The organism is uncultured Microbacterium sp. (assembly GCF_947489255.1).
Taxonomy (GTDB): domain Bacteria; phylum Actinomycetota; class Actinomycetes; order Actinomycetales; family Microbacteriaceae; genus Microbacterium; species Microbacterium phycohabitans.
In genome coordinates, this window is the sequence record NZ_CANLCY010000005.1 from 55123 (window position 1) to 81316 (window position 26194).

General features: G+C 71.5%; 21 protein-coding genes. 4 read left to right on the forward strand and 17 right to left on the reverse strand.

Annotated elements, in window-relative coordinates:
* Window positions 1-71: 71 nt before the first annotated feature.
* The 4 genes from Q0818_RS13650 to pheA form a co-directional block, all read right to left on the reverse strand.
* Window positions 72-362 carry a hypothetical protein gene (locus Q0818_RS13650; protein ID WP_298875931.1) on the reverse strand — a complete coding sequence of 97 codons (291 nt, stop codon included), beginning with the start codon at window positions 360-362 and terminating at the stop codon, window positions 72-74.
* Window positions 359-1135 (reverse strand): ABC transporter ATP-binding protein, encoded by a 777-nt coding sequence (locus tag Q0818_RS13655; protein ID WP_298875934.1) that lies wholly within the window; start codon window positions 1133-1135, stop codon window positions 359-361. Before Q0818_RS13655 ends, Q0818_RS13650 begins: the two co-directional genes overlap by 4 nt.
* Before the next feature lie 56 nt (window positions 1136-1191).
* The gene (locus Q0818_RS13660; protein ID WP_298875937.1) at window positions 1192-1452 is read right to left on the reverse strand and encodes a hypothetical protein; all 261 of its coding nucleotides are present in this window, start codon (window positions 1450-1452) and stop codon (window positions 1192-1194) included.
* 257 nt (window positions 1453-1709) lie between these two features.
* Window positions 1710-2672, reverse strand: a complete 963-nt coding sequence (pheA, locus tag Q0818_RS13665) for a prephenate dehydratase (RefSeq protein ID WP_298875940.1) — start codon at window positions 2670-2672, stop codon at window positions 1710-1712.
* Between the two features lie 129 nt (window positions 2673-2801).
* On the opposite strand from pheA, the gene pgm reads away from it, so the two are divergent.
* Window positions 2802-4448 carry a phosphoglucomutase (alpha-D-glucose-1,6-bisphosphate-dependent) gene (pgm, locus tag Q0818_RS13670; RefSeq protein WP_298875943.1) on the forward strand — a complete coding sequence of 549 codons (1647 nt, stop codon included), beginning with the start codon at window positions 2802-2804 and terminating at the stop codon, window positions 4446-4448.
* Between the two features lie 476 nt (window positions 4449-4924).
* Here pgm and Q0818_RS13675 read toward each other — a convergent pair whose 3' ends face one another.
* The 12 genes from Q0818_RS13675 to Q0818_RS13730 form a co-directional block, all read right to left on the reverse strand.
* A complete protein-coding gene (locus Q0818_RS13675) occupies window positions 4925-5971 on the reverse strand; it encodes an NAD(P)-dependent alcohol dehydrogenase (protein WP_298875946.1) in 1047 nt (348 codons plus the stop codon).
* Window positions 5972-6109: 138 nt separating this feature from the next.
* On the reverse strand, window positions 6110-6745 hold the full coding sequence (locus Q0818_RS13680; RefSeq protein WP_298875949.1) for a bifunctional 4-hydroxy-2-oxoglutarate aldolase/2-dehydro-3-deoxy-phosphogluconate aldolase: 636 nt from the start codon (window positions 6743-6745) through the stop codon (window positions 6110-6112).
* Window positions 6742-7782, reverse strand: coding sequence for a sugar kinase (locus Q0818_RS13685; RefSeq protein ID WP_298875952.1), 1041 nt, complete (start codon window positions 7780-7782; stop codon window positions 6742-6744). Before Q0818_RS13685 ends, Q0818_RS13680 begins: the two co-directional genes overlap by 4 nt.
* Window positions 7782-8642, reverse strand: coding sequence for a 5-dehydro-4-deoxy-D-glucuronate isomerase (gene kduI, locus Q0818_RS13690; protein ID WP_298875955.1), 861 nt, complete (start codon window positions 8640-8642; stop codon window positions 7782-7784). Before kduI ends, Q0818_RS13685 begins: the two co-directional genes overlap by 1 nt.
* Before the next feature lie 66 nt (window positions 8643-8708).
* Window positions 8709-9473, reverse strand: a complete 765-nt coding sequence (gene kduD, locus Q0818_RS13695; protein ID WP_298875959.1) for a 2-dehydro-3-deoxy-D-gluconate 5-dehydrogenase KduD — start codon at window positions 9471-9473, stop codon at window positions 8709-8711.
* Window positions 9470-10321 (reverse strand): fumarylacetoacetate hydrolase family protein, encoded by an 852-nt coding sequence (locus tag Q0818_RS13700; protein ID WP_298875961.1) that lies wholly within the window; start codon window positions 10319-10321, stop codon window positions 9470-9472. The genes kduD and Q0818_RS13700 overlap by 4 nt, the downstream gene beginning before the upstream one ends.
* Window positions 10315-11514: a glycoside hydrolase family 88 protein gene (locus Q0818_RS13705; protein ID WP_298875963.1), complete on the reverse strand. Its 1200-nt coding sequence runs from the start codon at window positions 11512-11514 to the stop codon at window positions 10315-10317. Before Q0818_RS13705 ends, Q0818_RS13700 begins: the two co-directional genes overlap by 7 nt.
* Before the next feature lie 18 nt (window positions 11515-11532).
* Complete coding sequence (locus Q0818_RS13710; RefSeq protein WP_298875966.1) at window positions 11533-12207, reverse strand: DUF624 domain-containing protein; 675 nt, start codon at window positions 12205-12207, stop codon at window positions 11533-11535.
* 2 nt (window positions 12208-12209) lie between these two features.
* The gene (locus tag Q0818_RS13715; RefSeq protein WP_298875968.1) at window positions 12210-13124 is read right to left on the reverse strand and encodes a carbohydrate ABC transporter permease; all 915 of its coding nucleotides are present in this window, start codon (window positions 13122-13124) and stop codon (window positions 12210-12212) included.
* On the reverse strand, window positions 13124-14062 hold the full coding sequence (locus Q0818_RS13720; protein WP_298875969.1) for a carbohydrate ABC transporter permease: 939 nt from the start codon (window positions 14060-14062) through the stop codon (window positions 13124-13126). The genes Q0818_RS13715 and Q0818_RS13720 overlap by 1 nt, the downstream gene beginning before the upstream one ends.
* A 69-nt stretch (window positions 14063-14131) precedes the next feature.
* The gene (locus tag Q0818_RS13725) at window positions 14132-15433 is read right to left on the reverse strand and encodes an extracellular solute-binding protein (RefSeq protein WP_298875971.1); all 1302 of its coding nucleotides are present in this window, start codon (window positions 15431-15433) and stop codon (window positions 14132-14134) included.
* Complete coding sequence (locus Q0818_RS13730) at window positions 15430-17448, reverse strand: DUF2264 domain-containing protein (protein WP_298875973.1); 2019 nt, start codon at window positions 17446-17448, stop codon at window positions 15430-15432. Before Q0818_RS13730 ends, Q0818_RS13725 begins: the two co-directional genes overlap by 4 nt.
* Window positions 17449-17598: 150 nt before the next feature.
* Here Q0818_RS13730 and Q0818_RS13735 point away from each other — a divergent pair, with 150 nt between their 5' ends.
* The 3 genes from Q0818_RS13735 to Q0818_RS13745 are packed head-to-tail and all read left to right on the forward strand — an operon-like array spanning window position 17599 to window position 22207.
* Window positions 17599-19521 (forward strand): heparinase II/III family protein, encoded by a 1923-nt coding sequence (locus Q0818_RS13735; RefSeq protein ID WP_298875975.1) that lies wholly within the window; start codon window positions 17599-17601, stop codon window positions 19519-19521.
* Window positions 19518-20618: a substrate-binding domain-containing protein gene (locus Q0818_RS13740; protein WP_298875977.1), complete on the forward strand. Its 1101-nt coding sequence runs from the start codon at window positions 19518-19520 to the stop codon at window positions 20616-20618. The genes Q0818_RS13735 and Q0818_RS13740 overlap by 4 nt, the downstream gene beginning before the upstream one ends.
* Window positions 20615-22207 carry an acyltransferase gene (locus tag Q0818_RS13745; protein WP_298875979.1) on the forward strand — a complete coding sequence of 531 codons (1593 nt, stop codon included), beginning with the start codon at window positions 20615-20617 and terminating at the stop codon, window positions 22205-22207. Before Q0818_RS13740 ends, Q0818_RS13745 begins: the two co-directional genes overlap by 4 nt.
* Before the next feature lie 103 nt (window positions 22208-22310).
* Here the strand turns inward: Q0818_RS13745 and Q0818_RS13750 are convergent, their stop codons facing one another.
* Window positions 22311-26180: an RICIN domain-containing protein gene (locus Q0818_RS13750; RefSeq protein WP_298875982.1), complete on the reverse strand. Its 3870-nt coding sequence runs from the start codon at window positions 26178-26180 to the stop codon at window positions 22311-22313.
* Window positions 26181-26194 lie beyond the last annotated feature (14 nt).

Sequence of the window (26194 nt, forward strand, 5' to 3'; positions counted from 1 at the left end):
GTAGGGCTCGGCACATCTCCCGCGCCCACATCTTCCAGGCTACAAGCGCGATCTTCGTCGCTCTCGACATGTCAGCGACCTCTGCGTGACGTCGCTCTGCCGATGGCCAAGGCGATCGTCACGTACGCAACCGCGACAAGAACGACCGAGCCCCCAAGACCCAGCATGTCGGGGACGAACGCGAGAGACGGTGAGCCTTGGTACGGCTCCATCCAGGCCTCGAACACCCCCGGAATGCCCGCGCGTCCGTCCGTCGCCACCGCAAGCGCGACGGTAGTGACGATCCCGATCAGCACGCAAGCCGCACCGAGCACGAGCCCCATCATTCCGTGCACAACGAGTCGTAGCGGCACGTTCATCATCCTTCTCTCTCTCCGTTCCTGATCCGGTCCGTGTCGGCGTATGCCAGACGAACCTTCTCGATGCGCTGCGCGCTCTCCGCGGTCAGACCCGTGCGTTCCATGAAGACGATCTCCAGCGAATCCGCCTTCGTGTCCGCCATGAGTCGGGCTGGTACTCCTTGGGCGACAGTGGCTCCGGCGTGAAGGATGGATACCGTGTCGCAGTCCCGTTCGGCTCGAAGCATGTCGTGAGTGGCGATGAGGACGGCCCGCCCGCTCCTCGCGATCTCGCGCACCAGATGGCGCAAGACCAGGCCGGCATCCGGATCGAGGCCACGGAAGGGCTCGTCCAGGATGACGAGCTCCGGCCCGTGGCAGACCGCAGCGATCAACTGGATCTTCCTCTTCATGCCATGTGAATACTCACCGACCGCCCGGTCCAACGCGGTCTCCATATCCAGTGCGTGAACCAGCAAGTCCCGGCGCCGTCGGTCGTCGGTCTGACGCATCGCCGCGTGGAACTCCAGATATTCCCGGCCCGTGAGTGTCGTCGGCAGGGGGAGGTCATCCGGCGCGAATCCGAGGTGCCGACGAGATCGCTTCTCGCCCACCTCCACCTCCTTGATGCGCACGCCCCCGCTGTCGGGTGCGATGAGCCCCGCTATCACGTGAAGCGCCGTGGACTTTCCGGATCCGTTCGGCCCGAGCAGTCCGTGGATCTCACCGGCAGCGATGTCGAGGCAGAAACCGTCGAGAACGACGCGGCGCCCGTACCGTTTGCTGATCTCCCTCACCCGGAGGATCGGAGCCAGGGTCAGCGGGCCCCGATCCTCCGGGCCGCGAGGGTCGATCACGAGCACCAGGCGCGGTAGGAGCCAGCAGACCCCCAGGCGGGCACACTGATGACCGGATATTTTCCGATCGCACGGCACGCAAGCCACCACGCCACAGCGAGGCCTACCGCCGCGATGATCGCGAGCGCGATGACGACGATGACCCACACGACGCGATCTCGCCGACATCCTTCACTAATGGCGGTGTGAGCCGAGGTCGCGAGGTCATCGATGGCGGCGGTCGCCGTCGAAGCGCCGCGAATGAGAAGAGAGTTCACTACTGTCCAATCTTTATGTGCGCATGTTTGCATTCAACATGCGATACTGTGACAGGAGTGGAAGGTCGCCGCGAGACGAACTCACCCCTCTATCCCAGGGATTCACCCCGGCAACAAAGTGACGACCTCGAACGGCGTACCGCCCTCCGCGGGGGTGAGAGCTCAGACGAGCACCACTCGGCCTTCGGCGTCCTCGACGACGGCCTGGCGCAACGGCCAGCCTCGGGCTCACCGCCCGCAACAGGAAGGAACGAGGCTCAGGCCTCGGGTTCGCCGCTGAGCAGGCCGCGGAGCCAGTCGCGCGCCTCGACGAAGACATCGTCGCCGTAGCGGGGCGGATAGCGCACGATCGCGCGGTCGGCCCGGGCGTAGGACCCGAGGAAGATGACCTTCGGGCTGAAACGACGAAGGCCGAGCAGGGCGTCGGCCATGCGCTCGTCGAGCACGTGACCGTCGGCGTCGATGACGAAGCGGTAGCGACCGAGGGCGTCGCCGATGGGCCGGGATGCCAACAGGCTCAGGTTGATCCCACGCGTGGCGAACTGCTCGAGCAGCTCCAGCAGGGCGCCCGGGTGGTCCTCGGGGAGCTCGACGATCAGGGAGGTCTTGTCGGCGCCGGTCGGAGGCGCGGGCGCCACGGTGCGGCTGACGAGCACGAAGCGGGTCACCGCGTTGGGGTTGTCGCCGATGTTCTCGGCCAGGACCGTGAGGTCGTGGTGCGCGACGATGCCGGGGGCGGCGATCGCGGCGTCCGCGGCGCTCGTGCCGTCGAGCACGCCCAGCGCGCTCGCGACGTTGCTCTCGGCGGGCAGATGGGCGTGCGCGGGGACGTTCCGGCTCAACCAGCCGAGACACTGCCCGTAGGCGACGGGGTGCGCGGCGATGAGCGAGACATCCGCGAGGGTCGCGCCGGGGCGGCCGACGAGCACGAAGTTCACGGGCACGAGGTACTCGCCCACGATGCGTAGTCCCGGGACCGTGGCCAGCGCGTCCTGCGCCGTGGAGACCCCACCGTCGACGGAGTTCTCGATCGCGATCATCGCGGCATCCGATCGACCTTCGACGACATCCGCTAGCGCCTCGCCGACGTTGCGGACCGGACGCCAGATCTGATCGCGCGCCTCGGGCACCTGGGCGAGGGCCGCCTCGGTGAAGGTCCCGGCCGGCCCCAGGTAGCTGTAGGTACGGCGGGCGGGCACGGTCTCTGTGTCGGGCAGCACGGCGTACAGCCTAGACCGGCGACGCACGGACCCCCTCCGGGGCGGTCGGGGGCCACCGCCCGGCGACGGATTCGCCGAGAATGCGCAACAGCGTGTGCGCATGTCGGAGGGAGCGGGCAGACTGGGCGCATGAGCAGTCGCGCAGGACAGCCCGCCGAGGCATCCGATCTCATCGACATCGACGAACTGATCGCCGCGTATTACGACCGCAAGCCGGATGCCACGGTGCCCGAGCAGCGCGTCGCCTTCGGCACGAGCGGCCACCGGGGATCGTCGCTGAGCACCAGCTTCAACGAGGACCACATCCTCGCGACCACCCAGGCGATCGTCGACTATCGCGCGGCGCAGGGCATCACCGGGCCCCTGTTCCTCGGACGCGACACGCACGGACTGTCGCTCCCGGCCGAGCGCAGCGCCATCGAGGTGCTCGTCGCGAACGGCGTCGACGTGCGCGTCGACTCCCGCGACGCGTGGGTGCCGACCCCGGCGCTGAGCCACGCGATCCTCACCTACAACCGCGACCTGGCCGCCGACGACCCCGGTCGCGCCGACGGCATCGTCGTCACCCCCTCGCACAACCCCCCGCGCGACGGCGGCTTCAAGTACAACCCCCCGCACGGCGGCCCGGCCGACACTGACGCCACGGGGTGGATCGCCGACCGCGCGAACGCGCTCATCACGGCCGGCCTCGAGGGCGTGCACCGCACCCGTCATGCCGACATCGACCTCGACACCCTGGGCCAGTACGACTTCCGCGACGCGTACGTGCGGGATCTGGCATCCATCATCGACGTCGACGCGATCAAGAGCGCCGGCGTGCGCATCGGCGCCGACCCGCTCGGCGGAGCCTCGGTGGAGTACTGGGCGCTGATCGCCGAGGTCTACGGCCTCGACCTCACCGTGGTGAACCCCGAGGTCGACCCGACGTGGAAGTTCATGACGCTCGACTGGGACGAGAAGATCCGCATGGACCCCTCCTCCCCCTCCGCGATGGCGTCGCTGGTCGCCGCGCGCGACGAGTACGACATCCTCACGGGCAACGACGCCGACGCCGACCGGCACGGAATCGTCACGCCCGACGCCGGGCTGATGAACCCCAACCACTACCTGGCCGTCGCGATCGACTACCTCTTCTCGCACCGCGAGGGCTGGCCGACGGATGCCGCGGTCGGCAAGACGCTGGTGTCGTCGATGATCATCGACAAGGTCGCCGCCTCCCTCGGCAAGACGCTGCTCGAGGTGCCCGTGGGCTTCAAGTGGTTCGTGCCGGGCCTGCTCGACGGCTCCGTCGCCTTCGGCGGCGAGGAATCGGCCGGGGCGTCGTTCCTGCGCAAGGACGGAACGGTCTGGACCACCGACAAAGACGGCATCCTGCTCTGCCTTCTCGCGGCCGAGATCCTCGCCGTCACCGGCAAGACGCCGTCGCAGCGCTACGCCGAGCTCGAGGCCGAGTTCGGCGCCTCGGCCTACCAGCGCGTGGACGCCCCCGCGACGCCCGCGCAGAAGTCGGCGCTGTCGAAGCTGTCTCCGGATGCCGTCTCGGCCACCGAGCTCGCCGGAGAGCCCATCACGGCGAAGCTGTCGCACGCGCCGGGCAACGGTGCGGCGATCGGCGGCCTGAAGGTGCAGACGGAGTCGGCCTGGTTCGCCGCCCGCCCCTCCGGCACCGAGGACGTCTACAAGCTGTACGCCGAGTCGCTCCGCGGCGAGGACCACCTGCGCGAGGTGCAGGAGGAGGCGCGGGCCGTCGTCTCGGCCGCCCTCGGTCAGGCGTAACCCCGTCGTCGAAGCGGCGCCGTCCCGCGGGGCGGCGCCGCTTTCGCGCGTCCGGGCTGCGGGCGGTCGGTGGGTGCCGCTCTCGCGCGTGCGGGCTCCGGCCGGGCGGGCGGTGCCGCTCGCGCGCGGGGCGGCGCCGCTCGCGCGCGTCCGGGCTCCAGCCGGCCGGTGGGTGCCGATAAACGCCGATCCGTGCAAGCACGGCGACGCCGCGTTCCTGGCCAGGGAGAGCGTTTATCGGCGGCAAGGCCGTGGCGACAAGGCAGCAGGGCGCCGCCTCGGCGCAACTGCGGCGGGCGTGCACACCGCGGTCCCGGCCACCGCATCGATAAACGCCGATCCGCGCGAGACACGCGGCGACGCCGCGTTTCTGAACAGGGAGAGCGTTTATCAGCGAAAGGGCGAAGCAGCGGGATGCCGCGGCCCCGACGCTCCGCAGAACGTCGGGGCCGTGGCATCCGGAGCCGGAGACGGGGTCAGGCGGGGGCGAAGGTCTTCGCGTCGATGACGAAGCGGTAGCGCACGTCGCTCTTCAGCACGCGCTCGTAGGCCTCGTTGATCTGATCGGCCGAGATGAGCTCGGTCTCGGGCGCGATGCCGTGCTCGGCGCAGAAGTCGAGCATCTCCTGGGTCTCGCGGATGCCGCCGATGCCCGAGCCCGCGAACGAGCGGCGGTTGGCGAACAGCGTGAAGACCTCGATGGGCAGCGGCTCCGGCGGGGCGCCGACGTTGACCATCGTGCCGTTGCGAGCGAGCAGGCCCAGGTACTTCTTGAGCTCCAGCGGCGCGCTGACGGTGTTGACGATGAGGTCGAACGTGTTCTTCAGCGACGAGAAGGTCTCGTCGTCCTTCGTGGCGTAGTAATGGTCGGCGCCCATCTTCAGGCCGTCGTCCTTCTTGCTGAGCGTCTGCGACAGCACGGTGACCTCGGCGCCCATGGCGTGGGCGATCTTGACGGCCATGTGGCCGAGTCCGCCGAGGCCGACGACGGCGACCTTCTTGCCGGGGCCGGCGTTCCAGTGGTTCAGCGGCGAGTAGGTCGTGATGCCCGCGCAGAGCAGGGGCGCGGCCTTCTCGTACGGGATGGACTCGGGAACGCGAAGCACGAAGTCCTCGTCGACGACGATCTTCTCGCTGTAGCCGCCCTGGGTGATCGTGCCGTCGACGTCCTTCGCGCCGTAGGTTCCGATGTTGCCCTTGAGGCAGTACTGCTCCTCGCCGGCCAGGCAGTTCTCGCACTCGCGGCACGAGTTGACCATGCAGCCGACGCCGACGCGGTCGCCGACCTTGTGGCCGGTCACCTCGGAGCCGACCTCGGCGACCGTGCCGACGATCTCGTGGCCCACGGTCAAGGGGTAGGGCACGTCGCCCCACTCGCCGCGGATGGTGTGGATGTCGGAGTGGCAGATGCCGGCGTAGGCGATGTCGATCAGGACGTCCTTCGGGCCGACCTCGCGGCGCTCGATGGTCGTGGGCTCAAGGGGTGAGGTCGCGGACGACGCCGCGTAGGCGTTGACGTGCATGGGTCTCCTCGGTGGGGGTCGATTCGGACGTATCGATCTTCTCCCGCCGACGCCCCCGCGGGTCGGGCTTGCACGGATGTGCGCGAAGTGCCAGGGATCGTCGCTTGCCGCTACCGGTGGGCGACGATTCCCGGCACCTCACGCGGAGACGGGTCGGGGGCGCGAGAGCAGGTGCGCCAGTCGCGGCAGCTGCGCGGCGTCTTCGAGGGCGGAGCCCACGGCCGCGACGCGCACGCCCGCGTCGAGGAAGACGGCGGCGTTGTCGGCGTCGAGACCCCCGGTCGCCACGAATCGCACGTCGGGGAACGGCCCGCGGATGACGCGGAACCACGCGGGTGTGAGCCACGTCGCCGGGAACGCCTTGAGCCACCGCAGTCCGAGCGCCGTCGCCCGTTGCACCTCGCTGGGGGTGGCGACGCCGGGGAGGATCGGGATGCCGTGCTCCCGGGCCGCCGTGACTACGGCGGGGTCGAGGCCGGGCGACACCAGGTAGCGGGCTCCGGCCGCGACGGCGACCGGCACCTGTGCGGGGTCGACGATCGTGCCGGCGCACACCGACAGCCCGCGCTCCGTCGCCGCGGAGGCCACGGCGCGCAGGGCATCCTCGTCGGTCGGGGTCTGCAGAGGAACCTCGACGGACCGGATGCCGAGATCCCACGCCGTGGTCGCGAGCTCGAGCGAGCGGTCCCGGCCCATCCCGCGCAGGATCGCCATGAGCGGCGCGTCGGCGAAGGCCCGGTCGAAGAAGGCGACGGTGTCGTCGGGAGGGGTCATGCGGGAGTCCTGTCGAGGGTGGGGGCGTCGAGGGTGGGAGCGCCGAGGGTGGGAGCGCCGAGGGTGGGAGCGCCGAGGGTGGGAGCGCCGAGGGTGGGGGCGTCGTGGATCGAGTCGCCGTAGGTACGGAGCGTGAGGGCGGCGCGTTCGTGCCCGGCCGAGAGGCGGGCGGAGGCGGCGAGCCCGCGAGCGCGGGCCGCGAGGTATCCCCCGGCGAACGCGTCGCCCGCGCCGACGGCGTCGAGCACCTCCACGCGCAGGGCGGGGACGAAGGTGCGCCCATTACCGGTGAAGACGGTGGCCCCGACATCGCCGTCCTTGACGACGAGCTCGCTCACCGCGGGCAGGAGGGCGCGCACGTCGGCGTCGAGGGGCGTCGCCCACAGGGTCTCGGCCTCGTCGCGTCCGACGAAGACGATGTCCGCCGCGGTGGCGAGCTCCGCCAGCACCGGACCCGCGTCCACCGCCGACCACAGGGCCGGGCGGTGGTTGACGTCGAAGCTCACCGTGACGCCGAGCGCTCGCGCCCGCGTCATGAGCGCGACGAGGAACGCGCGAGCGGAGGGGGAGAGCACCGCGGTGATCCCCGACACGTGCAGCACGTCAACGCCGTCGAGGGGGACCGTCGCGGCATCCGTCACCGAGAGGGCGGATGCCGCCGACCCGGCGCGGTAGTAGCGCACGCCGCGTCCGGGGTCTTTGACGTAGAGCCCGGTGGGTCGCCCGGGGTCGCGGACGACCCCGGCCACCTCGACACCGCGCGCGGCGACCTGCCGCAGCACGCGGTCGCCGAGGGCGTCGGCCCCGAGCCGGCTGAACCAGCGGGCGGTCATGCCGCACGCGGCCGCGTGCGCGGCGACGTTCGACTCGGCGCCGCCGGCGTCGACGAGGAAGGTCGCGGCATCCACGACCCCTCCCCCGTCGGACGGCGCGAGCATCGCCATGGTCTCGCCGACGGCGAGGAGCACCCCCGCGGAGGCCCGAGACGAGGCGTCGGCGACCGCACGGGGGAGGTCGTCGGGCGTCACGGCAGCCATCAGCGCAGGTCGGTGATGGGGGCGGCATCCATGTCGTCGAAGGCCTGGTTCTCGCCCGCCATCGCCCACACGAACGAGTAGGCCGCGGTGCCCACGCCCGAGTGCAGCGACCAGCTCGGCGAGATGACGGCCTGCTCGCTCGCCACGATCAGGTGCCGCGTCTCATCGCGCTCGCCCATCAGGTGCACGACGCGGGCGTCGTCGGGGAGGTCGAAGTACAGGTAGCACTCGGTGCGGCGGTCGTGCGTGTGGGCGGGCATGGTGTTCCACATCGACCCGGGATGCAGCTGCGTCACCCCCATCACGATCTGGCAGCTCTTCACGCCGTTCTCGTGGATGTACTGGTTGAGGGTGCGGCGGTTGCTCGTGACCTGGTCGCCGAGTTCGCGCACCGTCCCCTCGCCGGGCGAGACGAGAGCCGACGGGTAGGTCGTGTGAGCGGGTGCCGAGAACAGGTAGAACCGCGCCCCCTCGCCCGTCGTGGCGTCGGCGTCGGCGCCGGCGTCGGCGAAGACCACGTCGCGAACGCCCCGGCCGAGGTACAGGCACGCGCCGGTGACGAGCTCGAACACCTCGCCGTCGGCGGTGACGGTGCCCGCCGCACCGACGTTGACGATGCCGACCTCGCGGTGCTCGAGAAAGTACTCGCTGCGGATCTCGGGGTACCCCGTGAGGGCGAGCTCCGTGCCCGCCGGAACGGCACCGCCGAGCACGATGCGGTCGTGGTGCGTGTAGGTCAGCCGCACCTCGCCGGCGACGAAGACGTCGTCGATGAGGAAGCGATCGCGCAGCTCGGCGGTGGTCATGCCCGGGATCTGCTCGGGGTGGGTGGCGTAACGCTGGGGGATGGACGCGGTCATGCGGGTCTCCTGGGATCGATCCGGCGGGGCCGGGAGGGAAGGGGAACGGGTCGGGGACGGCGCTTGTCAGCGCACGAGCCATCCGCCGTCGACGGGGATGACGGCGCCGGTGACGTAGGCGGCGGCATCGGACGCGAGGAACACGAAGGCGCCCTGGAGGTCGGCGGGCGTGCCCCAGCGGGCGGCGGGGATGCGGGCAAGGATCGACGCCTCGCGGTCGGCGTCGGCGCGGATCGGGGCCGTGTTGTCGGTGGCCATGTATCCCGGCGCGATCGCGTTGACGGTCACCCCCGAGGAAGCCCACTCGTTGGCGAGGGCCTTGGTCAGCCCCGCGACAGCGTGCTTGGACGCCGCGTAGCCGGGCACGAGGATGCCGCCCTGGAACGACAGCATCGAGGCGACGTTGACGATGCGTCCCCACCCCTGGTCGATCATGCGGCGACCGGCGGCCTGGGAGAGGTGGAACACCGCGTCGAGGTTGACCGCGAGCACGTCGTCCCAGTCCTGGGCGCTGTGATCGGCGGCGGGGGCGCGGCGGATGGTTCCGGCGTTGTTGACGAGGACGTCGATGCGGCCCATCGCCTCGACGGCTTCGTCGATCGCGCCGGCGAGGTCGTCGCGCGACGCGGAGACGAAGTCGCGGCCGATCGTGTGCACGCGGCGCCCGAGCCCGCGGACGAGCTCGGCGGTGCGCGTGGCGTCGCCCCGGTCGATGAGCACGAGGTCGGCGCCGGCCTCGGCGAGCGCGAGGGCCGCGCCCTGACCGAGACCGCGGCTGGAGCCGGTGACGACGGCGACGCGGCCGTCGAGGCGGAAGGTGTCGAGGATCATGCGTGCTCTCCCGGGGGTGCGATGAAGGTGGTCGTGAGCTCGCCGATCCCGCCGACGCGCACGGTCACGGCATCCCCCGCGCGTACGGGGCGGTGCGCGGCCTGGGCCGCGGCGAGCTTCTGCGGGGTGCCCGTCGACACGACGTCGCCGGGTTCGAGGGTGACGACCTGCGAGAGGTGGTGGATGACGACGGCGACCGGGAAAATGGTCGTCGCCGTCGACTGCGAGACCGTGACCTCGCCGTCGCGGACGACCTCGACGAGCAGATCCTGCGGGTCGACCTCGTCGGCGGTGACCACCCACGGCCCCAGCGGCGCGAAGCCGTCGAAGCACTTGCCGAGCGTCCACTGGCTCTGCGTGCGCTGCCATGACCGATCGGAGACGTCGTTGAGCAGCGTGTAGCCCGCCACGTACGACATGGCCTCCTCGATCGGGACCGCGTGCGCACGGCGCCCGATGACCACCGCGATCTCGCCCTCGTAGTCGACGTCGTCGGCCACGGCGGGGACCACCACGGGGTCGTTCGGCCCGGCGAACGTGTTCGGCGTCTTCGCGAAGACGTCGGGGGTGGCGGGGTCGTCGGCGGTGGGGTCGACGCCGTCGGGCACGTGCCCGCGGTAGTTGTAGCCGAGGCAGAGCATCGTCCGCGGCACCACCGGCGCCTGCAGCATCGCGGGGTCCAAGGGCGGCAGGGTCTCGGCATCCGTCCGCTGCACGAGGGAACGGATGCCGTCGAGCTCGGCGAACAGGTCGGGCAGCGGGCGCGGGCCGAGGTCGAGCGCGTGATCGCCCGAGGGTCCGGCCAGCACCGCGACCGAGCGGTCGCCGACGCGCGCGAGCCTCACCACACCGGCCGCCATCCGGGGCGCGTGGCGCGGGCAAGGGCCTCGAGGTAGAAGTAGTCGCCCCAGAGGGTGCCCTCGTCGACGCCGACGTTCTTCGGCAGGTCGTAGACGCTGTGCAGCAGCACCGTGTCGGCATCCTCGGCCCGCGCGGGGGTGTACCGCGCGATGAGGGATGCCAGGATCCGATCGGCCGCGGCGCGCCAGCGCTCGGCCCCCTCGGCGTCGACCTCGGCGAGTTCGTAGAGCCCGCACACGGCGATCGCGCCCGAGGAGCTGTCGCGCGGCGCGTCGGCGTCGTCGCCGTAGACGAGGTCCCAGAACGGCACGTCGTCGGCCGGGAGGTGCGCCAGGAAGTACTCGGCGCACGTGCGCGAGGCGTCCAGGAGCGAGGCGTCGCCGGTCGCGCGGTGGTTCATCGCGAACCCGTAGATGCCCCAGGCCTGACCGCGCGCCCAGCAGGAGTCGTCGAACGCGCCCTGCTCGGTGGCGCCGCGCAGGGGCTCACCGGTCTCGGCATCCCAGTAGAAGGTGTGGAACGTCGACCCGTCGGGACGCAGGATGTGCCGGCGCAGCTCGGCCGTGTGCCGTGCCACGACGTCGCTGTAGCGGGAGTCGCCCGTCTGCTCGGCCGCCCAGGTCAGCAGCGGCATGTTCATGAGGCTGTCGATGATCGTGCGCCCGCGCTGCGCGGGATCGGCGAGGTCGCCCCAGGCCTGGATGATCCCCGCCGAGGGCAGATAGCGCGCCATGAGGTGGTCGGCCGCGGCGAGCGCGCTCGCGCGGGCGTCCTCGTCGCCGAGGAGGCGCCAGGGCGCCACGCACGACAGCGTGTAGAGGAAGCCCAGGTCGTGCGTGTCGAGGTCGCGCTCCTCCCGCACCCGGCGACCGAAGTCGGCGGCGTGCGCGAGGGCGGCATCCCGGTAGACGGCATCTCCCGTGAGTTCGTACGCGATCCACTGCATCCCGGGCCAGAAGCTCGTCGTCCAGCCGCGGTTCTCGCCCTCGGCGAAGCCGGCGAGGGCCGGCCGCAGCGGATAGCGGTTGTCGCGCGTGGTGTCGTCGGGGTAGCGGATGCCGAAGGCGTCGATGTTCGCGCGGACGGTGTCGAACACCTGCGCGAGGGCGCGGTCGGTGTCGACGCGGGCGGTGTCGGCGCGGGCGGTGCCCACCCCGGCGGCGGGGGGAGAAGTGGTCATGCGGGGAGGTCCTTCGTTTCAGACGGCGGCGACGGTCGCGTCGGCCGGGAGCACGGGGCGGAGGCTGAAGCGGGCGTTGGCCCACACCAGGTAGAGCGCGGGCGCGGCGGTCAGCCCGAGGGCCAGGGCGGGAGAGGTGGTGAACAGCACGGCCTGGCCCGCGAGCACGAGCAGGGTGACCGCGCTGAGGTACCAGCGGCGCACCGCGAGCACGGCGGCCGTCGACAGCAGCACGCGCAGGGGCGTGCCGGGGGCCTCGGCCAGTGCGGTCAGGGCGATCGGCGCCGTGGCCACGACGAGCAGCGCCACCGTCGCGCACAGCGGCACCACGACGACCGACCAGGATGCCGCCGACACGGCGCGCACGTCGACCAGGACGATCGCGAGGGCGAGGGCGACGATCGCGCCGATCAGGAGCGCCTTGGCGGCGGTGCGGCGCCACCCCGCCCAGAAGGCGCGGACGACGCGGGACTCCCCCAGCCCGTGGGCGCGGAACGCCGTGAGGGCTCCGGCGAGTGCGGGGGCGCACAGCGGGAGGGCGATCAGCAGCAGCGGCCACGACAGCGCCGGATCGGTGGTCAGGAGCAGGAACAGCAGCGGAGCGCAGCCGACGAGCAGCAGCACGTTCACCATGAGCCCGAGGTAGACCGTGGAGAACACGCTCGCGTAGGTGTCGTGGGAGATGCGTCGCATGATCAGCCCTTCATCCCGCTCGTGGCGATGCCCTCGACGAAGTACTTCTGACCGAAGAGGAACACGATCGCGATGGGGACCACCGACATCGTCAGACCCGCGAACAGCAGCGCGTAGTTGGCGTCGTACAGCGTGCTGACGAAGCTCTGCAGGCCCAGCTGGATCGTCCACAGGTCGGGGTTGCGCAGGTAGATGAGCGGACCGAGGTAGTCGTTCCAGGTGTTCACGAACGTCAGCAGGGTGAGGCTCGCGATCGCGGGGACCGACAGGGGCAGCATGATGCGCGCCCAGATGCCGTACTCGCTGAGTCCGTCGAGGCGGGCGGCCTCGGACAGGTCCTCGGGGATGGTGTCGTAGTACTGCTTCATCAGGAAGACCCCGAACGCGCCGAAGGCCTGGATGAGGATGATCGCCCACAGGGTGTTCGACACCTTCAGGTTCGACAGCAGGATGAACTGCGGGATCATGTACGACTGCCACGGCACGGCGATCGTGCCGATGTAGACGAGGAACAGCACGTCGCGGCCGGGGAAGCGCATCCGCGAGAAGCCGTACGCCGCGAACGAACCGGTCAGCACCTGCAGGAAGGTCACGACGACCGCGAGCAGGAGGGTGTTGCGGATCCACGTGAGCATGCCGGACTGCGTCCAGATGTCGACGTAGTTGCTCCACACCCACGTCTCGGGGAACCACTTCACGGGGGCGCTGAAGACGTCGTTCGGCGTCTTGAGCGAGCTCATGATCATCCAGAAGAAGGGCAGCAGCAGGGCCGCGGCCGCGACGATCATCACCGCGTAGCCGACGATGCGGCCGATGCGGCGGGCGGGGTGGGAGCCGGCGACCGGGCGACGGCGCGGCGGCTTGGCCCCCGCGGTGACGAGGGTGCGGGTGGCGTCGGGGACGAGGAGGTCGGTCATCAGGCGTCCCGCTTCTTGTTGATGAAGAACTGCACGAGCGTCACGACGATGCACAGGAGGAACAGCACAATGGATGCCGCGGAGGCGTAGCCGAACTGGTTCTCCTGGAAGCCCTTCTGGTAGATGAACTGCGACAGCACGAGCGTCGACTGTCCGGGGCCGCCCTGCGTCATGACGAGGATGAGGTCGAAGATCTTGAACGAGTTGATCGTGAGCATCACGGTCACGAAGAACGTGGTCGGACGCAGGCACGGCAGGGTCACGTTCACGAAGCGCTGCCAGACGTTCGCCCCGTCGACGCGGGCCGCTTCGTGCAGCTCGCGGGGCACGGTCTGCAGCCCCGCGAGGAACAGGATCATGTAGTACCCCATGTCGCGCCAGGTGCTGATGATGACCACGGCCGGCATCGCCCACTCCGACGAGGTGAGCCACCCGGGCGGGTTCTGCAGCCCGAAGAAGCGCAGGATCTCGTTGATCGGCCCGTACTCCGGGCTGAACAGGAGGTTCCACACCACTGCGATCGCAACGATCGAGGTGATGTAGGGGAAGAATGCGGCGGTGCGGAAGAAGGCCACCCCGCGCAGCTTGTTGTTCAGCAGCAGCGCGAGCCCGAGGGCCACGATCATGGTCAGCGGGATGTGCAGCGCCGCGTAGTAGAGCGTGTTCAGCAGGGCGATGCGGAAGCTGCCGTCGCCGATGAGGCGCTGGAAGTTCGCGATGCCCACGAACGCCGACGAGCCGAAGACGTTCCAGTTCGTCATCGACATGTAGAACAGCACGACGACGGGGACGAGCGTCAAGGCCGCGAAGCCGAGGAAGTTGGGGAGGATGAAGCTCCACCCGATGAGGGTGCTGCGCAGCGTCAGACGGGAGCGACGCCGCGGCGGGCGGGGGTCCGTCTTCGACGCCCGGGGGCGCGTGTCGGCGATGGTCGCCATGGTGTCTGTCTCCAGATCGTGAGGGGCGACCGGCCCGGTAGGACCCGGGCCGGTCACCGACCTACGGGGTCAGCCGACGCCGACCTCGCTCTTGACGCGGTTCTCCGCGGTGGCGATGGCGTCGTCGATCGAAGTCGATCCCGACATCACGGCCGTGTGCAGGTCGAGCAGGATGTTCTGCACGGCGGCGGTCTTCGCCGAGGTGGGGTTCTCCGGCTTCGTCTCGTGCGTCGACCAGGCGAAGGTCGACAGCTCGTCGGTGGGCGCACCCGCGACCGCGAAGTAGGTGTCGGCGACGGCGGAGCTCGTCAGCGCCGGGGTGATCCCGAGGCCCGCGAGCACCTGCGCACCGTCTTCGCCGGCGGCGAAGGCCAGGAACTTCTTCGCGGCGGCGAGCTTCGTGGCATCCGCCGCCTTGTTGATCGCGAAGCCCGTGGGGTCGCCGAAGGTGACGGGGGTGTTCGACTCGCCCGTGGTCGAGGAGTCGTACTGCGGAATGGGCGCGAAGCCCCACGAGAAGGCGTCGGCTTCGCCCTTGGCCTGCTGGGCGATGAGGGTCGCGACGTACCAGGTGCCCATGGGCATCATCGCGGCCTGCTGCTTGCCGAACTCGGCCTGGTAGGTGAGCTTGTTGGCGGTGACGGTGTTGTACTCCACCTGGTCTCCGCCGGACTGCAGGGCCAGGGATCGCTCGTAGTACGGCTTCAGGTACCCGTAGTCGCCGGCCAGGATGTCGACGTCGGGCGACTGCGCGTTCGCGAAGCCCTGCACCGTCGACTGCCAGCTGTGCTGGTAGGTGCCCAGGGCCGCGGAACCGGCGGCGCCGAGCTTCGAGGTCAGCTGCTCGGCGGCCTTCTCGTAGTCGTCCCACGTCCACGACCCGTCGGGTTCGGCGACGCCCGCCTGGGTGAAGAGGTCCTTGTTGTAGAACAGCACCCACGAGTCCTGGCGGTAGGGCACGGCCCACGTGGCGCCGTCGACCTCGAACGCCTGAGCGCCGCCGATGTCGCCGGGCAGCTCGACGTCGGAGACGTCGGCGAGCTGACCGCCGGCCTGGTAGGTGATGAAGGTCTTGAGGTTCTTCTGCGTGATGATGTCGGGGCCCGAACCGGCGGCGAGGTCGGCCGTCATCAGGGTGTCGTAGTTGGCGGAGTCGTACTCCTTGACCTCGACGGTGATGTCGGGGTTCTCCTCGTGGAACTTGTCGGCGAGGGCCTGGAACTCCGGCGTGGTGCTGAGGCTCCACCCCGACATCGACAGCGTGACGGGGCCGCTCTGGGCGGGGGCCTCCGACGATCCGCCGCTGCAGGCGGTCAGCGACAGGGCGGCGACGATGCCCACCCCGGTCGCGACGACGATCTTGCGCTTCATGCGTGCTGCTCCTTTGCGATTGCGTGCCGGGCACCGCTTCGGGCCCGAGAGTGCCGGTGCGCCCCGCGCGGGGCTCCGGAGTCTGTGAGAGGGGTGCGCGTGCGCCGGCCGTCGGGCCAGGTCACCTCGACGACGGTGTCCTCGCCCGCGCCCTCGACCGCGAACAGCGGCTCCCCCGCTTCGGCGGTCGCGTCACCCGTCAGGGTGACGAGCGCGGCGAAGGGCACGCCGACCACGGCATCCCAGGTCAGGACGGGGATGGCGGCCATGTCGCCGAGGGGGCTGGCCCCGCGGCGGATCGTCACGCGCGAGGTGGCCTCGGGAGTGAGGGCCCGGATGCCGGACACCCGGCCGTCCACCCGTGCTTCGGCCGAACCCGTCGAGGTGGCGTGCGCGGGCTCGGCTCCCGCGAGCGGCCACCCTCCCATCCGCACGCGCAGCGCGTCGAGGTCGACGCCCGGGGCGACGTGGTCGAGCCGCGCGATGCGCACCTCCCAGGCGCCGCGGACGAGGGAGGTCACCGTCATCCGTCCGAGGGACTGCGCCGCGCCCGCGAGGCCGGCACCGTGCCGGTGCGTGGTGGGGGCGATGTCGACGAGGTGCACGTCGGATGCCGATGCGGCGATGCCGACGCCCTCGCGCACGATCGCGCCGAGCGGCTCGAGCGCCGTGCGGTGCGTGGCACGGCCCGCGGCGTCGACCAGGGCGACGGCCTGCTCGAGCGGATCGCTCCAGGCGAGGTCGTCGAGCAGCGGCGCCGTCGCGGTGGAGTAGCCGATGCGGGCGTACAGCGGGGAGTCGGCCGTCCGGGCGCCGGGACGGGCCTTGTCGGTGCCGTGGTTCACGACGCGCACGATGCCGTCGGCGCGCGTTCCCGACACGATCCAGCCGGCCGCGGCGACGGCGCGCAGGTCGTCGGCCTCCGTGATCGGCAGGGGCTCGTCGGGGGCGGCCCAGACGTCGTGGTCGGCGGGCAGCAGGATGCCCATGAGGCCTTTGACCGCCCAGTAGGGCGAGCCGGGACCCGAGTACGACTGAGCGAGGGCCGGCCACTCGTGGTGCCATCCGAGCGTGAGCACGCGGTCGCCGTCGGGCGCGCCCCGGGTGACGAAGTGATCGACGATCGCGCCGGCCGCGTGACGCAGGCGTCCCGCACCGGTCGAGGGGACACCGGCGATGGCACCGGCCCAAAAGGGCGCCGCGGCGGCGAAGCGGTAGATGAGGCTGCGCCCCTGCAGGAGGGGCGAGCCGTCACCGCCGACGAGGTGCACGGCGTCGAGGAGGAAGCGGTCCAGCCGCGCGACGTCGACGGCGCGACGCTCGTCGGCCAGCTCGGCCGCCCCCGTCATGCGGGGCCAGAGCACGGGGTAGACGTGCAGGGCCCAGCCGACGTAGTGGTCGAAGGCGCGCTCGTCGCCGTCCGACAGCCAGCCGTCCTCGCGCACGAAGGAATCGTGGCGGGCGAGATCGGCGGTGATGTCGGCCGCCGACCACGGGCCGCCGACCGAGCGCAGGAACGTCTGCACGACGATGCGGAACCACACCCAGTTCGTCTGCGGGTAGGTGTCGTCGCCCACGACGGGGGCGAGGTAGGCGATGACCCGATCCCGCGTGCGTGCGTCGAGGGCGTCCCAGATCCACTCCCGCGTCAGATCCAGGGCGAGGGCGAGGGATGCCGCCTCGACCTTGGCCTGAGCGTGCTCGTCGATCCGCACCCAGCGGTCGGCCGCATCGGGGTCGACCCCCGTCCGCACTCCTTCGGCGAAGAAGGCGATCAGCTCGTCGACACCCTGCCCGCGCGCTCCGGCGATGCGGAAACCGGCGAGGAGGAAGACCCGGGCGAAGCCCTCGAGACCGTCGACGGCGGCGCCGTACCCGCCCGCGGCGCCCGGGAAGACGATGCGCCCGTGACCGTCGCTCGCCTGCCGCATCGCCGCGTCCAGCAGCGCATCGGCGACGGCGAGCCAGTCGCTGCGCTGCCCACCGGCGAGGCGGGGAAGAGCGGAAGTCGCCACGGGTTCTCCTTCGAAGGCCGTCCGTCCACCGGGGTCACGAGGTGAACGTTGGCGAGCGTATCAATCAGAAAACAACACCACAACATCCTTTCTGAACTCTAATGATCGTTTATGATCGTTTCAGCGACGCACCCCGCCCGAAGGAGACCGATGCCGTTCCCCACCCCCGCGTTCCGCGGCCCCCTCGCCGCGATCGTCGACGGCGCTGAGGTGCGCCCACCGGATCGAGCGCTCCCGGTCGCCCCGGCGTCCGATCGCTCGGTGTGGGACCGCGCCGGCGGAACGGCCGACGGGGTCGGTATCGACGAGATCCTCGCCCGCGCGACGACCGAACGGACCATCCCCTGGCCTCAGCCCCGAGCCACCGACGCCGCCCGCGTGCACCGCGACGGCGATCGCACAGCGTGGGAGGCCGCCGCCTTCGAACGACAGCGGCGTCTCAGCCGCGCCGCCGTCGCCGCCGCCGCCACCCTCGACGAGGGGTGGGTCGACGAGGTCGTCGACGGAGTGGTGCTGCTGTGCGAACAGAGCTCGTGGTGCTGGCCCGCTCACGACGACACCCGACGCGTGCACGGGGCGGTGCTCGCGACCGTGACCGACCCGTTCGTCGACCTCGGCGCGGGCGAGGCGGTGGCCCAGCTCGCCTGGATCGACCACCTGCTCGGGTCCGCCCTCGACTCCCGCGCCCCCGGCGTCCGCGCCCGGATCCGTCACGAGGCGCGCGTGCGCGTCTTCGACCCCTTCCAGCGGCGACGCGATTGGCACTGGATCGGTCTCGACGGCGACGTGCACAACTGGAACCCCTGGATCCACGGCAACGTCATCGTCGCGGCCCTGCGCCTGCTCGACGCCCCCGCCGACGCCGAGGAGCGCGACCGGGTCGTGGGCCTCGCGGTCGAAGGGCTCGATCGGTACGTCGCAGCCCTGCCCGCCGACGGCGCGATCGACGAGGGCTACGCGTACTGGTGGAACGGCGCGTGCCGGGCGCTCGAGGCGCTCGACGTGCTCGCCCACGCGACCGCCGGAGCCGTCGATGCGACGGGCATCGCCTCGCTGCGCGAGACCGTGGCCTTCCCCCACCGCTCGCACCTGGGCGGCGACTGGTTCGTCAACCACGCCGACGGCCAGGCCCGCCCGCCCGCCGATCAGCCCTGGCACGCCCTGCACCGCGCCGCCCGGCGCTACGGCGACGACCACGCCGCCGCCCTGGCCGCGAGCCACCGGCATCCGGGATCACCGGCCGCGACCGAGCGCGAGGGCCTGGGCCGCCTGCTGCGCGGTCTCACCGATCCCGCCTGGGTGACGGCATCCCCCGCCTCCCCTCCCCTCCCGCGCGACGTGTGGCTGCCCTCGACCGAGGTGCTGCTGGCGCGCGGCGAGGAGGGATCCGCCGTCGGCCTCGCGCTGGTCGCGAAGGGCGGCCACAACGCCGAGCACCACAACCACAACGACGTCGGCTCGTTCCTTGTCGCCGTCGACGGCGTGCCGGTGATCGTCGACGCCGGTCGTCCCACCTACACCGCGGCCACCTTCGGCCCGGACCGCTACGACATCTGGACCATGCAGAGCGCATGGCACAACCTGCCCGTCGTGCGCGGGCGCACGCAACCGGCGGGGAGGGATGCCGCCGCGCGCGGCGCCGCGGCCGAGATCGCCGAGGAGCGCAGGTCGTTCTCCGTCGACCTCGCGGGCGCATACCCCGGAGCGGGGCTGGCCTCGTGGCGGCGGCGCGCGACGCTCGACCGGGGAGAGAGCCTCGTCGAGATCCTCGACACGTGGAGCTTCGCCGGCGGCGCCTCCACCGACTCCGACACCGTGCTGCACCTGATCGTCGCCGGCACCGTGCACCTCGAGCCCGACGGCGCGCGGGTCTGGCCGATCGACGGAGCCCGCCCGGTGCGTCTGCGCTGGCCGAGCGACGTCGCGGCGACCGCGCGGGCGCGCGACCTCGACGATCCGATGCTCGCCGAGGTGTGGGGCGAACGACTCACGCGCCTCGCCCTGCCCCTCGCATCCCGCACTCAGCTCCGGCTCACGGTAGAACTGGACACACCGATCGAGGACCTCCCATGACCGACACCACCGGGCATCAGCCCCTGGCCGCGGAACGCCGCGCCCACATCCTGAGCGCTCTGCACAGCGACGGCGCCGTGCGGATCTCGCAGCTCACCGAAGACCTCGGGGTCGCCACCGTGACGCTGCGCCGCGACCTCGCCCAACTCGAGAAGGAGGGGGTCCTGCGGCGAGTGCACGGCGGCGCCGTGGCCGGGGAGAGCACCCCGACGCGCGCCCACCCCTCCGCCGACGAGACGCAGGCCGGGTCGATCGCGGTCCTGGTCCCCTCCCTCGCGTACTACTGGCCCGGGGTCGTGCGCGGCATGGAGACGGCCGCGCAACGCCTCGGCTACAAGATGCTGCTGCGCGGAGCCTCCTACGAGCTGCAGGACGAGCGGCCCGTGCTCGATCGCCTCGTCGCGAACGGCGACGTGCGCGGTCTGATCGTCGCTCCCAACACCGACACCGCCCACGCGGGCGACGTCATGAGCTGGCTGACCGACTGCCCGGTGCCGAGCGTCCTCGTCGAGCGCGACGCCGTGCGCGGGGCGGGCGGCATCCCGATGGAATCGGTGACGACCGATCACGCGCTCGGAGCGCTGCTCGCGGCGCGGCACCTCGCGACCCTGGGCCACCGCAAGGTGGGGCTGATCCTCTCGCGCCACTCCCCCACGTCGCGCAAGATCGCGGCGGGATGGCAGACCGCGTGCGAGGAGCTCGCCCTCACCCCCGCCGACCACTTCGAGCAGACCCTGCCCGATCGCACGAGCCCCGACTTCTCCGACGTGGTCAACGCGACCCTCGACTCGGCGCTCGCCACCGGCGTCACCGCCCTGCTCGTGCACTCCGACCCCGAGGCGATGGCCTTCGTCGACCTCGCCTTGACCCGCGGGATCTCGGTGCCCGACGACCTGTCGATCATCGCGTACGACGACGAGGTCGCCCAGCTGTTCACCCCGGCCCTCACGGCCGTGAGCCCGCCCCGGGCGAGCGTCGGCGAGGCCGCCGTGGAACTCCTCGCCCGGCGCATCGCCGAGCCGGACCGTCCCGTGCATCGCGTGCAGCTGAGCCCGCGGTTGAACGTGCGCGCCTCGACGGCGGCCCCGCGATCATGAGCACGCCCTCGGCGCGCGACTTCTCGCCGTGGACGTTCGCCGCCGAGGCCCCACCCGAGGAGCGGGAGCGCGCCCGTGCGCACCTGGCCGCGCTCACGGGCGCGCATCCCGGGTGGCGCATCGGCGACGACGTCTTCCTCTCGGAGCACGCCGGCATCGATCCCGAGGCCTTCGCGATCGGCGATCGCTCGTACGTCGCCACCGGCGCCTACCTCACCGGCAGGGTGAGCGTCGGCTCGGACTGCTCGATCAATCCCTACGCCGTCGTGCGCGGTGACGTGCGTCTCGGCGACGCGGTCCGCGTCGGCGCACACACCTCGATCATCGGCTTCAACCACTCCTTCGAGCCGGGCACCGAGGTGTTCCGCCAGCCCCTGACCTCGCGCGGCGTGCGCATCGGGTCGGATGTGTGGATCGGCTCGCACGTCGTCGTGCTCGACGGCGTCACGGTCGGCGACCACGCGGTGCTGGCGGCCGGCGCCGTGGTGACCAAGGACGTCGCCCCCGGCGCGATCGTGGCCGGCAACCCGGCCCGCATGCTGCGGTGGCGCGTCCCTCCCGCGCGGGAGGCCGATCCGCTCCGCACCGAGCTCGCCCGCTTCGCCGACCGCGCCCGCGACGAGCTGCCGGCGATCCTCGATCGCGCCGGCGCCGAAGGAGGCTTTCGCGATCACCCGGGGGCGACCTCGTCGCTGCGCGCACTGTGCGACGCGGTCGAGCTCTCCGCGCTGCTGCACGACGCCCCTCCCCGCGGCGACGATCGCGCCGGATGGATCGACCTGATCGCGGCGCACCAGCGCCCGGCCACGGGCCTCACGACCGACGCGGCCACGCTCTGGGACGACCCCGACGCGGCGTACGGCGTGCTCAGCGCCGGGTACGCCCTCGACCTCCTGGGCGGCCGCTTCGCCCACCCGCTCGCCGACGTCGTCGAGGCGGATGCCGCGGGCCTGGTCGCGCGACTCGACTCCCTGCCGTGGGACACCGACCCCTGGCGCGCCGGACACCACGTCGACGCGATCGGCACGGCCCTGCACTGGAGCGGTCGGCGGCGGGATGCCATCCCCCCGGGGTTCGCCGAGGCGCTGTTCGGGTGGCTCGCCCTCCGCGCCGATCCGGGCACGGGCATGTGGGGTCGCCCCGTCGTCGACGGCGACCTCCGGCTGCTCGTCAACGGGTTCTACCGCGCCGCGCGCGGCACCGTCGCGCAGGTCGGCCTCGACGTCTCGCATCCCGAGGCCGTCGTCGACACGGTGCTCCGGCACGCCCGCGACGACCGGTGGATGCGCCCCGACCGTCGCGACGCCTGCACCGTGCTCGACATCGCGCATCCGCTGTGGCTGACGCGCGCCACCGGATACCGCCGCGACGAGGTGCGCACCCTCGCCGACGATCTGCTGCGACACGCGCTCACCGGCTGGCACGCGCACGCGGGCCTCTCCTTCCGTCTGGATGCCGCGGAGCCCAGCCTGCAGGGCACCGAGATGTGGCTCGCGATCGTCTGGTACCTCGCTGATCTGCTCGAGTGCTCGGACGCGCTGGACTACCGCCCGCGGGGCGTGCACCGCCCGGAGCCCGCTCCGCGCTGACCACGTCGGTCCCCGCCGGCGAAAGGCGGTGCGACCCCGCACGGATGACGCGGCCGCGCCGCTCGCTCCGAGGCGAACGACGCGGCCGCGTGTTCGGGGGGGGTCAGTTCTCGATGGAGCCGGCTCCGCGACGGCGGCGCCACAGCACCAGCCCGCCGAGCAGGAGCAGGAGCACCGCTCCCGCACCCGTCACGGCGAGGCCCTCGGCGTGCATGCCCGTGTTCGCGAGGCCCGCGGACGAGCCGCCCGCCGTGGTACCCGAGCCCGCGGACGAGCCGGAGCCCGCGTTCGACCCGCTCCCCGCGTTCGATCCGCCCCCCGCGTTCGACCCGCCGCCGGTACCCGCGCCCGCGCCCGGGTCGGTGCCCGTACCCGTACCCGGGTCGGTGCCCGTACCCGTGCCCGGATCCACCGGAGCCGCCTCGGGCACGATCGCCGCCGAGCGAGCCGACGCAGCGGTGTACCCCGGAGCGGATGCCGTGACCTCGACCGAGATGTCGCGGCCCTCGTCTGCGGCGGTCAGCGCGTAGGAGTCCGCCGTGGCGCCGTCGATCGCCGTGCCGTCGCGCAACCACGCGAACGACAGCGTGGCATCCGCCGGATCGGTCGCGGCGGTCGCCCGGACCGTCGAGCCGACCCGCGGCTCGCCCGCGAGGGTGGGCGTGTCGACGCCGACCGTGCGCGAGACCGTGACCGTGTAGGTCTGCTCCGTGCCGTCGGGCGCCGTCACCCGCACCGACCCGACACCGCCGGCGGCTCGCGCCGTCTCGGCTGCGTCACCGGGCTGGGTGATCTCGACCGCGGCATCCTGATCGACGGCGAGAGCGTGCAGCTGCGGCCACGCCGAACCCGTCGAGGCGACGGTGTACTCGAACACCTTCGGGTCGAAGCCCGCCAGGGGCTCGTCGCCGACGGTGAGGCGAGCGAGGTCGGCGACGCCGGCGGGCGAGGCCGTGGCCGCGTAGATCTCGACCTCCGAGACGATCATGTGCGTCTGCGGGCGGGCGTTCAGGATCACCCGCACCTCGTCGGCCGCACCCGTGACGGGGACGTCGACCTTCGGCGCACCGTTCGCGGGCGTCGGAACGGCGACCTCGTCGCCCTGCACCCAGTCGCCCCCGCTCACGCGGCGGTCGACGCGCAGGGTCGTGGGCCAGCTGAGCGAACCACCGTCCTTGAAGAACTGCACCGACACGTGGCTGAGGGTCTCGCGCTTCGCGAGGACGTAGCTCAGGGTGTCCTGCGTGTTCTTCGCACCGCCGCGCCAGTTCGACCAGCCCTTGTCGGTGGTGATGCCGTTGATGGTGTTGCCGACGGGGTAGCCCGACTCGGTGTAGGTCGCCGAGGGTGCGCTCTGCGGGGCGACGTTGTTCTCGCCCGCCTCCGTGACGATGACGGTCAGCTTCGCGTCGAGACGCTCACCGGCGGGGCCGGTTGCGACACCGGGCACCGAGACGGTCCCGGGCTGCGCGAAGGCGGAGTCCGCCACACCGTCCCAGTTCCATTCCACGGGGAGGGAGAAGCCCGCACCCGACGGGGAGAGCTCGGCCTGCACCGTGGTGTCGGCCTGACTCTGGACTGCGTCCAGGGCGCTCCCGGCGGCGACGGTGATCGAGGCGGGACGCGTTGCGGTGTAGGGACCGACCTCGACCGTCGCCGTCGCCTCGAAGGCGCCGCCGAACAGGTCGGTGCCCGTTCCCCGGACCGTGACCGTCCCCGGACGCGAGACGTCGACGCCGTCGAGCTGCCAGGTCACCGCGGCGCTGCGCTGGACGCCACCGGCGTACCGGACCGTCACGGTCGAGGGAAGGGTCGGCGCCACGTTCACGGCCGTGGCCGCGGACACCGGGTCGGTGCCGACGACGGTGGTGCCGGCGATCTTCCACTGCTGGTTTCCGCCGCCGTTCGACGTCCACAGGCCCACGGTCGCGCCGGGGGTGGTGCTGGCCTGGTTGACGTCGAGCACGCGCTCGCTCGCGACGTTCAACAACGAGAAGTACTCGCCGTCGGTCGTCGACGCCATCCACTGCGTCGCGGGATCGCCCGCGGCCGCGGCCGGGTCGGCATCCACGAGAGCCGTGCCTCCGTTGCGGGATGCCAGGAACTTCCCGGTTCCGTTCTGGAGGGTGAAACGGTGGCGGTTCGTGCCTTCCCCGTCGATGGTGCGCACGGTCCACGACTGCGCCTGCGCAGCCTCGGGCGTCGTCGCGGCGGCACGGATCGCGAGGCCCGAGGACGCATCCAGGGCCAGGCCGCTCTGCAAGCCCGAGAACTGCACCGTCTGGCCGTCGCGGAACGCCGCAGCATCGGCCGAGACACCGGAGACCCCGTCGATGACGAACGTCGTGACCGACTTCGCCGGCACGGTGAGGATCGCCGTGCGGGTCGTCGGATCGACGGCCACCTTTGCGCCCTCCTTGAGCGCATTGACGGTGGGCTCGTCGACCGTCGACTGGGTGGTCACGACGGGGGTGACCGTGGCGCCGGGGGCGATCGTCCCGAAGTCGCTCAGGTCGATCTGCACGGTCTTCTCGGAGGCATCGGAGTTGACGTGCACGATCGTCGCACCCTGACCGTCGGCGTCGACCGCCGCGGTCGACTGCGCGTTGTCGGTCGACATCAGACGGTCGCCCGGGTGGATGTAGTGCGTGAAGTTGCGGACGGTGTTGTACTTCTCGTTCGTCAGCACCTTGCACGACGGGTCCGCCTCGCCGTCGGCGATGCGGCGGAGCGACTTCCCCTCGGCGTTGCAGTCGAAGTCGATGTAGACGCTGCCCCAGTTGAGGTTCTCGACCTTCTGCATGTTGTAGAGGTCTTCGACCGGCTGCCAGAACACCCACGCGCTCGGCTCGAGCTCGCGGAGGTCGCCCACGATGTGCTCGGCCATTCCGATGCCGTTGTTGATGTCGTTGGTCGTGAAGCCGCCGGCGGTCCAGTTGCCCTCGACCTCGCTCATCCACAGCGGCTTGTCGGCGGCCTTGGCGATGTCGCGCACGACCTGGCGACCGCTGGTGCCGTAGGTGTGCACGTTGAGCTGGTCGACGAGGCTCTTCGACTGCGCCGACCAGGTGTTCCAGTTCGACGCGAAGATCCCGGGGTTGGTCTCGTCCATCGCCGAGATGACGGCGTCGGTGGTGGTGCTCGGCTGGGCGAGGCGAGCGGCGAGCGCCTTCACCATCGCGTCCTGGGCCTGCGGACCGATGTGCGCCCCCTCCTGGCGTCCGCCAGTGGGCCACGTCGCCCCGTTGGGGATCTGGGTCTGCCAGTAGTTCGTGTTCGGCTCGTTGAACGGGTCGATCGTGTCGAACTGGATGCCGTGGGCCTTCTCGAGCTCGTCGACGACGTTCACGAGGTACCCGGCGAATTTGTCCATGTCGGCCGGAGCGAGCTGCTCGCTCGTGGCGTTGTTGATCCCGCCCGAGACGTAGCCGCTCTGGGTGAGGAAGTACGGAGGCGAGTTGCTGAACGCCTCCCAGTGGGTGACCTTGCCCTTGAGCGCATCGATCCACCACCGCTGGGCGGAGTCGGCGTCGAAGTCGTAGGCGTTCGGGTCGTCGGGGTTCCACGCGGCCTTGTACCGATCGCGGTCGGCGTAGTCCGACGTGATAGCGCCCTGGGCGTCGCTCGCCTGCAGGCCGGGGTTCCAGAATCCGGGAACCGCGCCGCCGGGTCGCAGGTACGCCGGAACGTCGGAGGCGTTGCCGCCGCCGATGTTGTAGCGCGCGATGTTGAGGTTCAGGCCCTCTTCGCCGAACACGGCGTCGAAGAGCTTCTGACGCACATCGGCCGGGTAGTTCCCGGTCGCGTTGGCGAACCACACCAGGCTCGTCCCCCAGCCCTCGAAGGGATCCGCCGCCGAGGCGGGGTTGGGGGTGATGCGCACGGTGGATGTGGTGGCCCCCGCAGCGGGCGCCGCGGGAGCGACGGTCGTTGCCGCGACCCCGCCGGCAGCCAGGGCGACAGCGCAGGTCATCGACAACAGTCGAG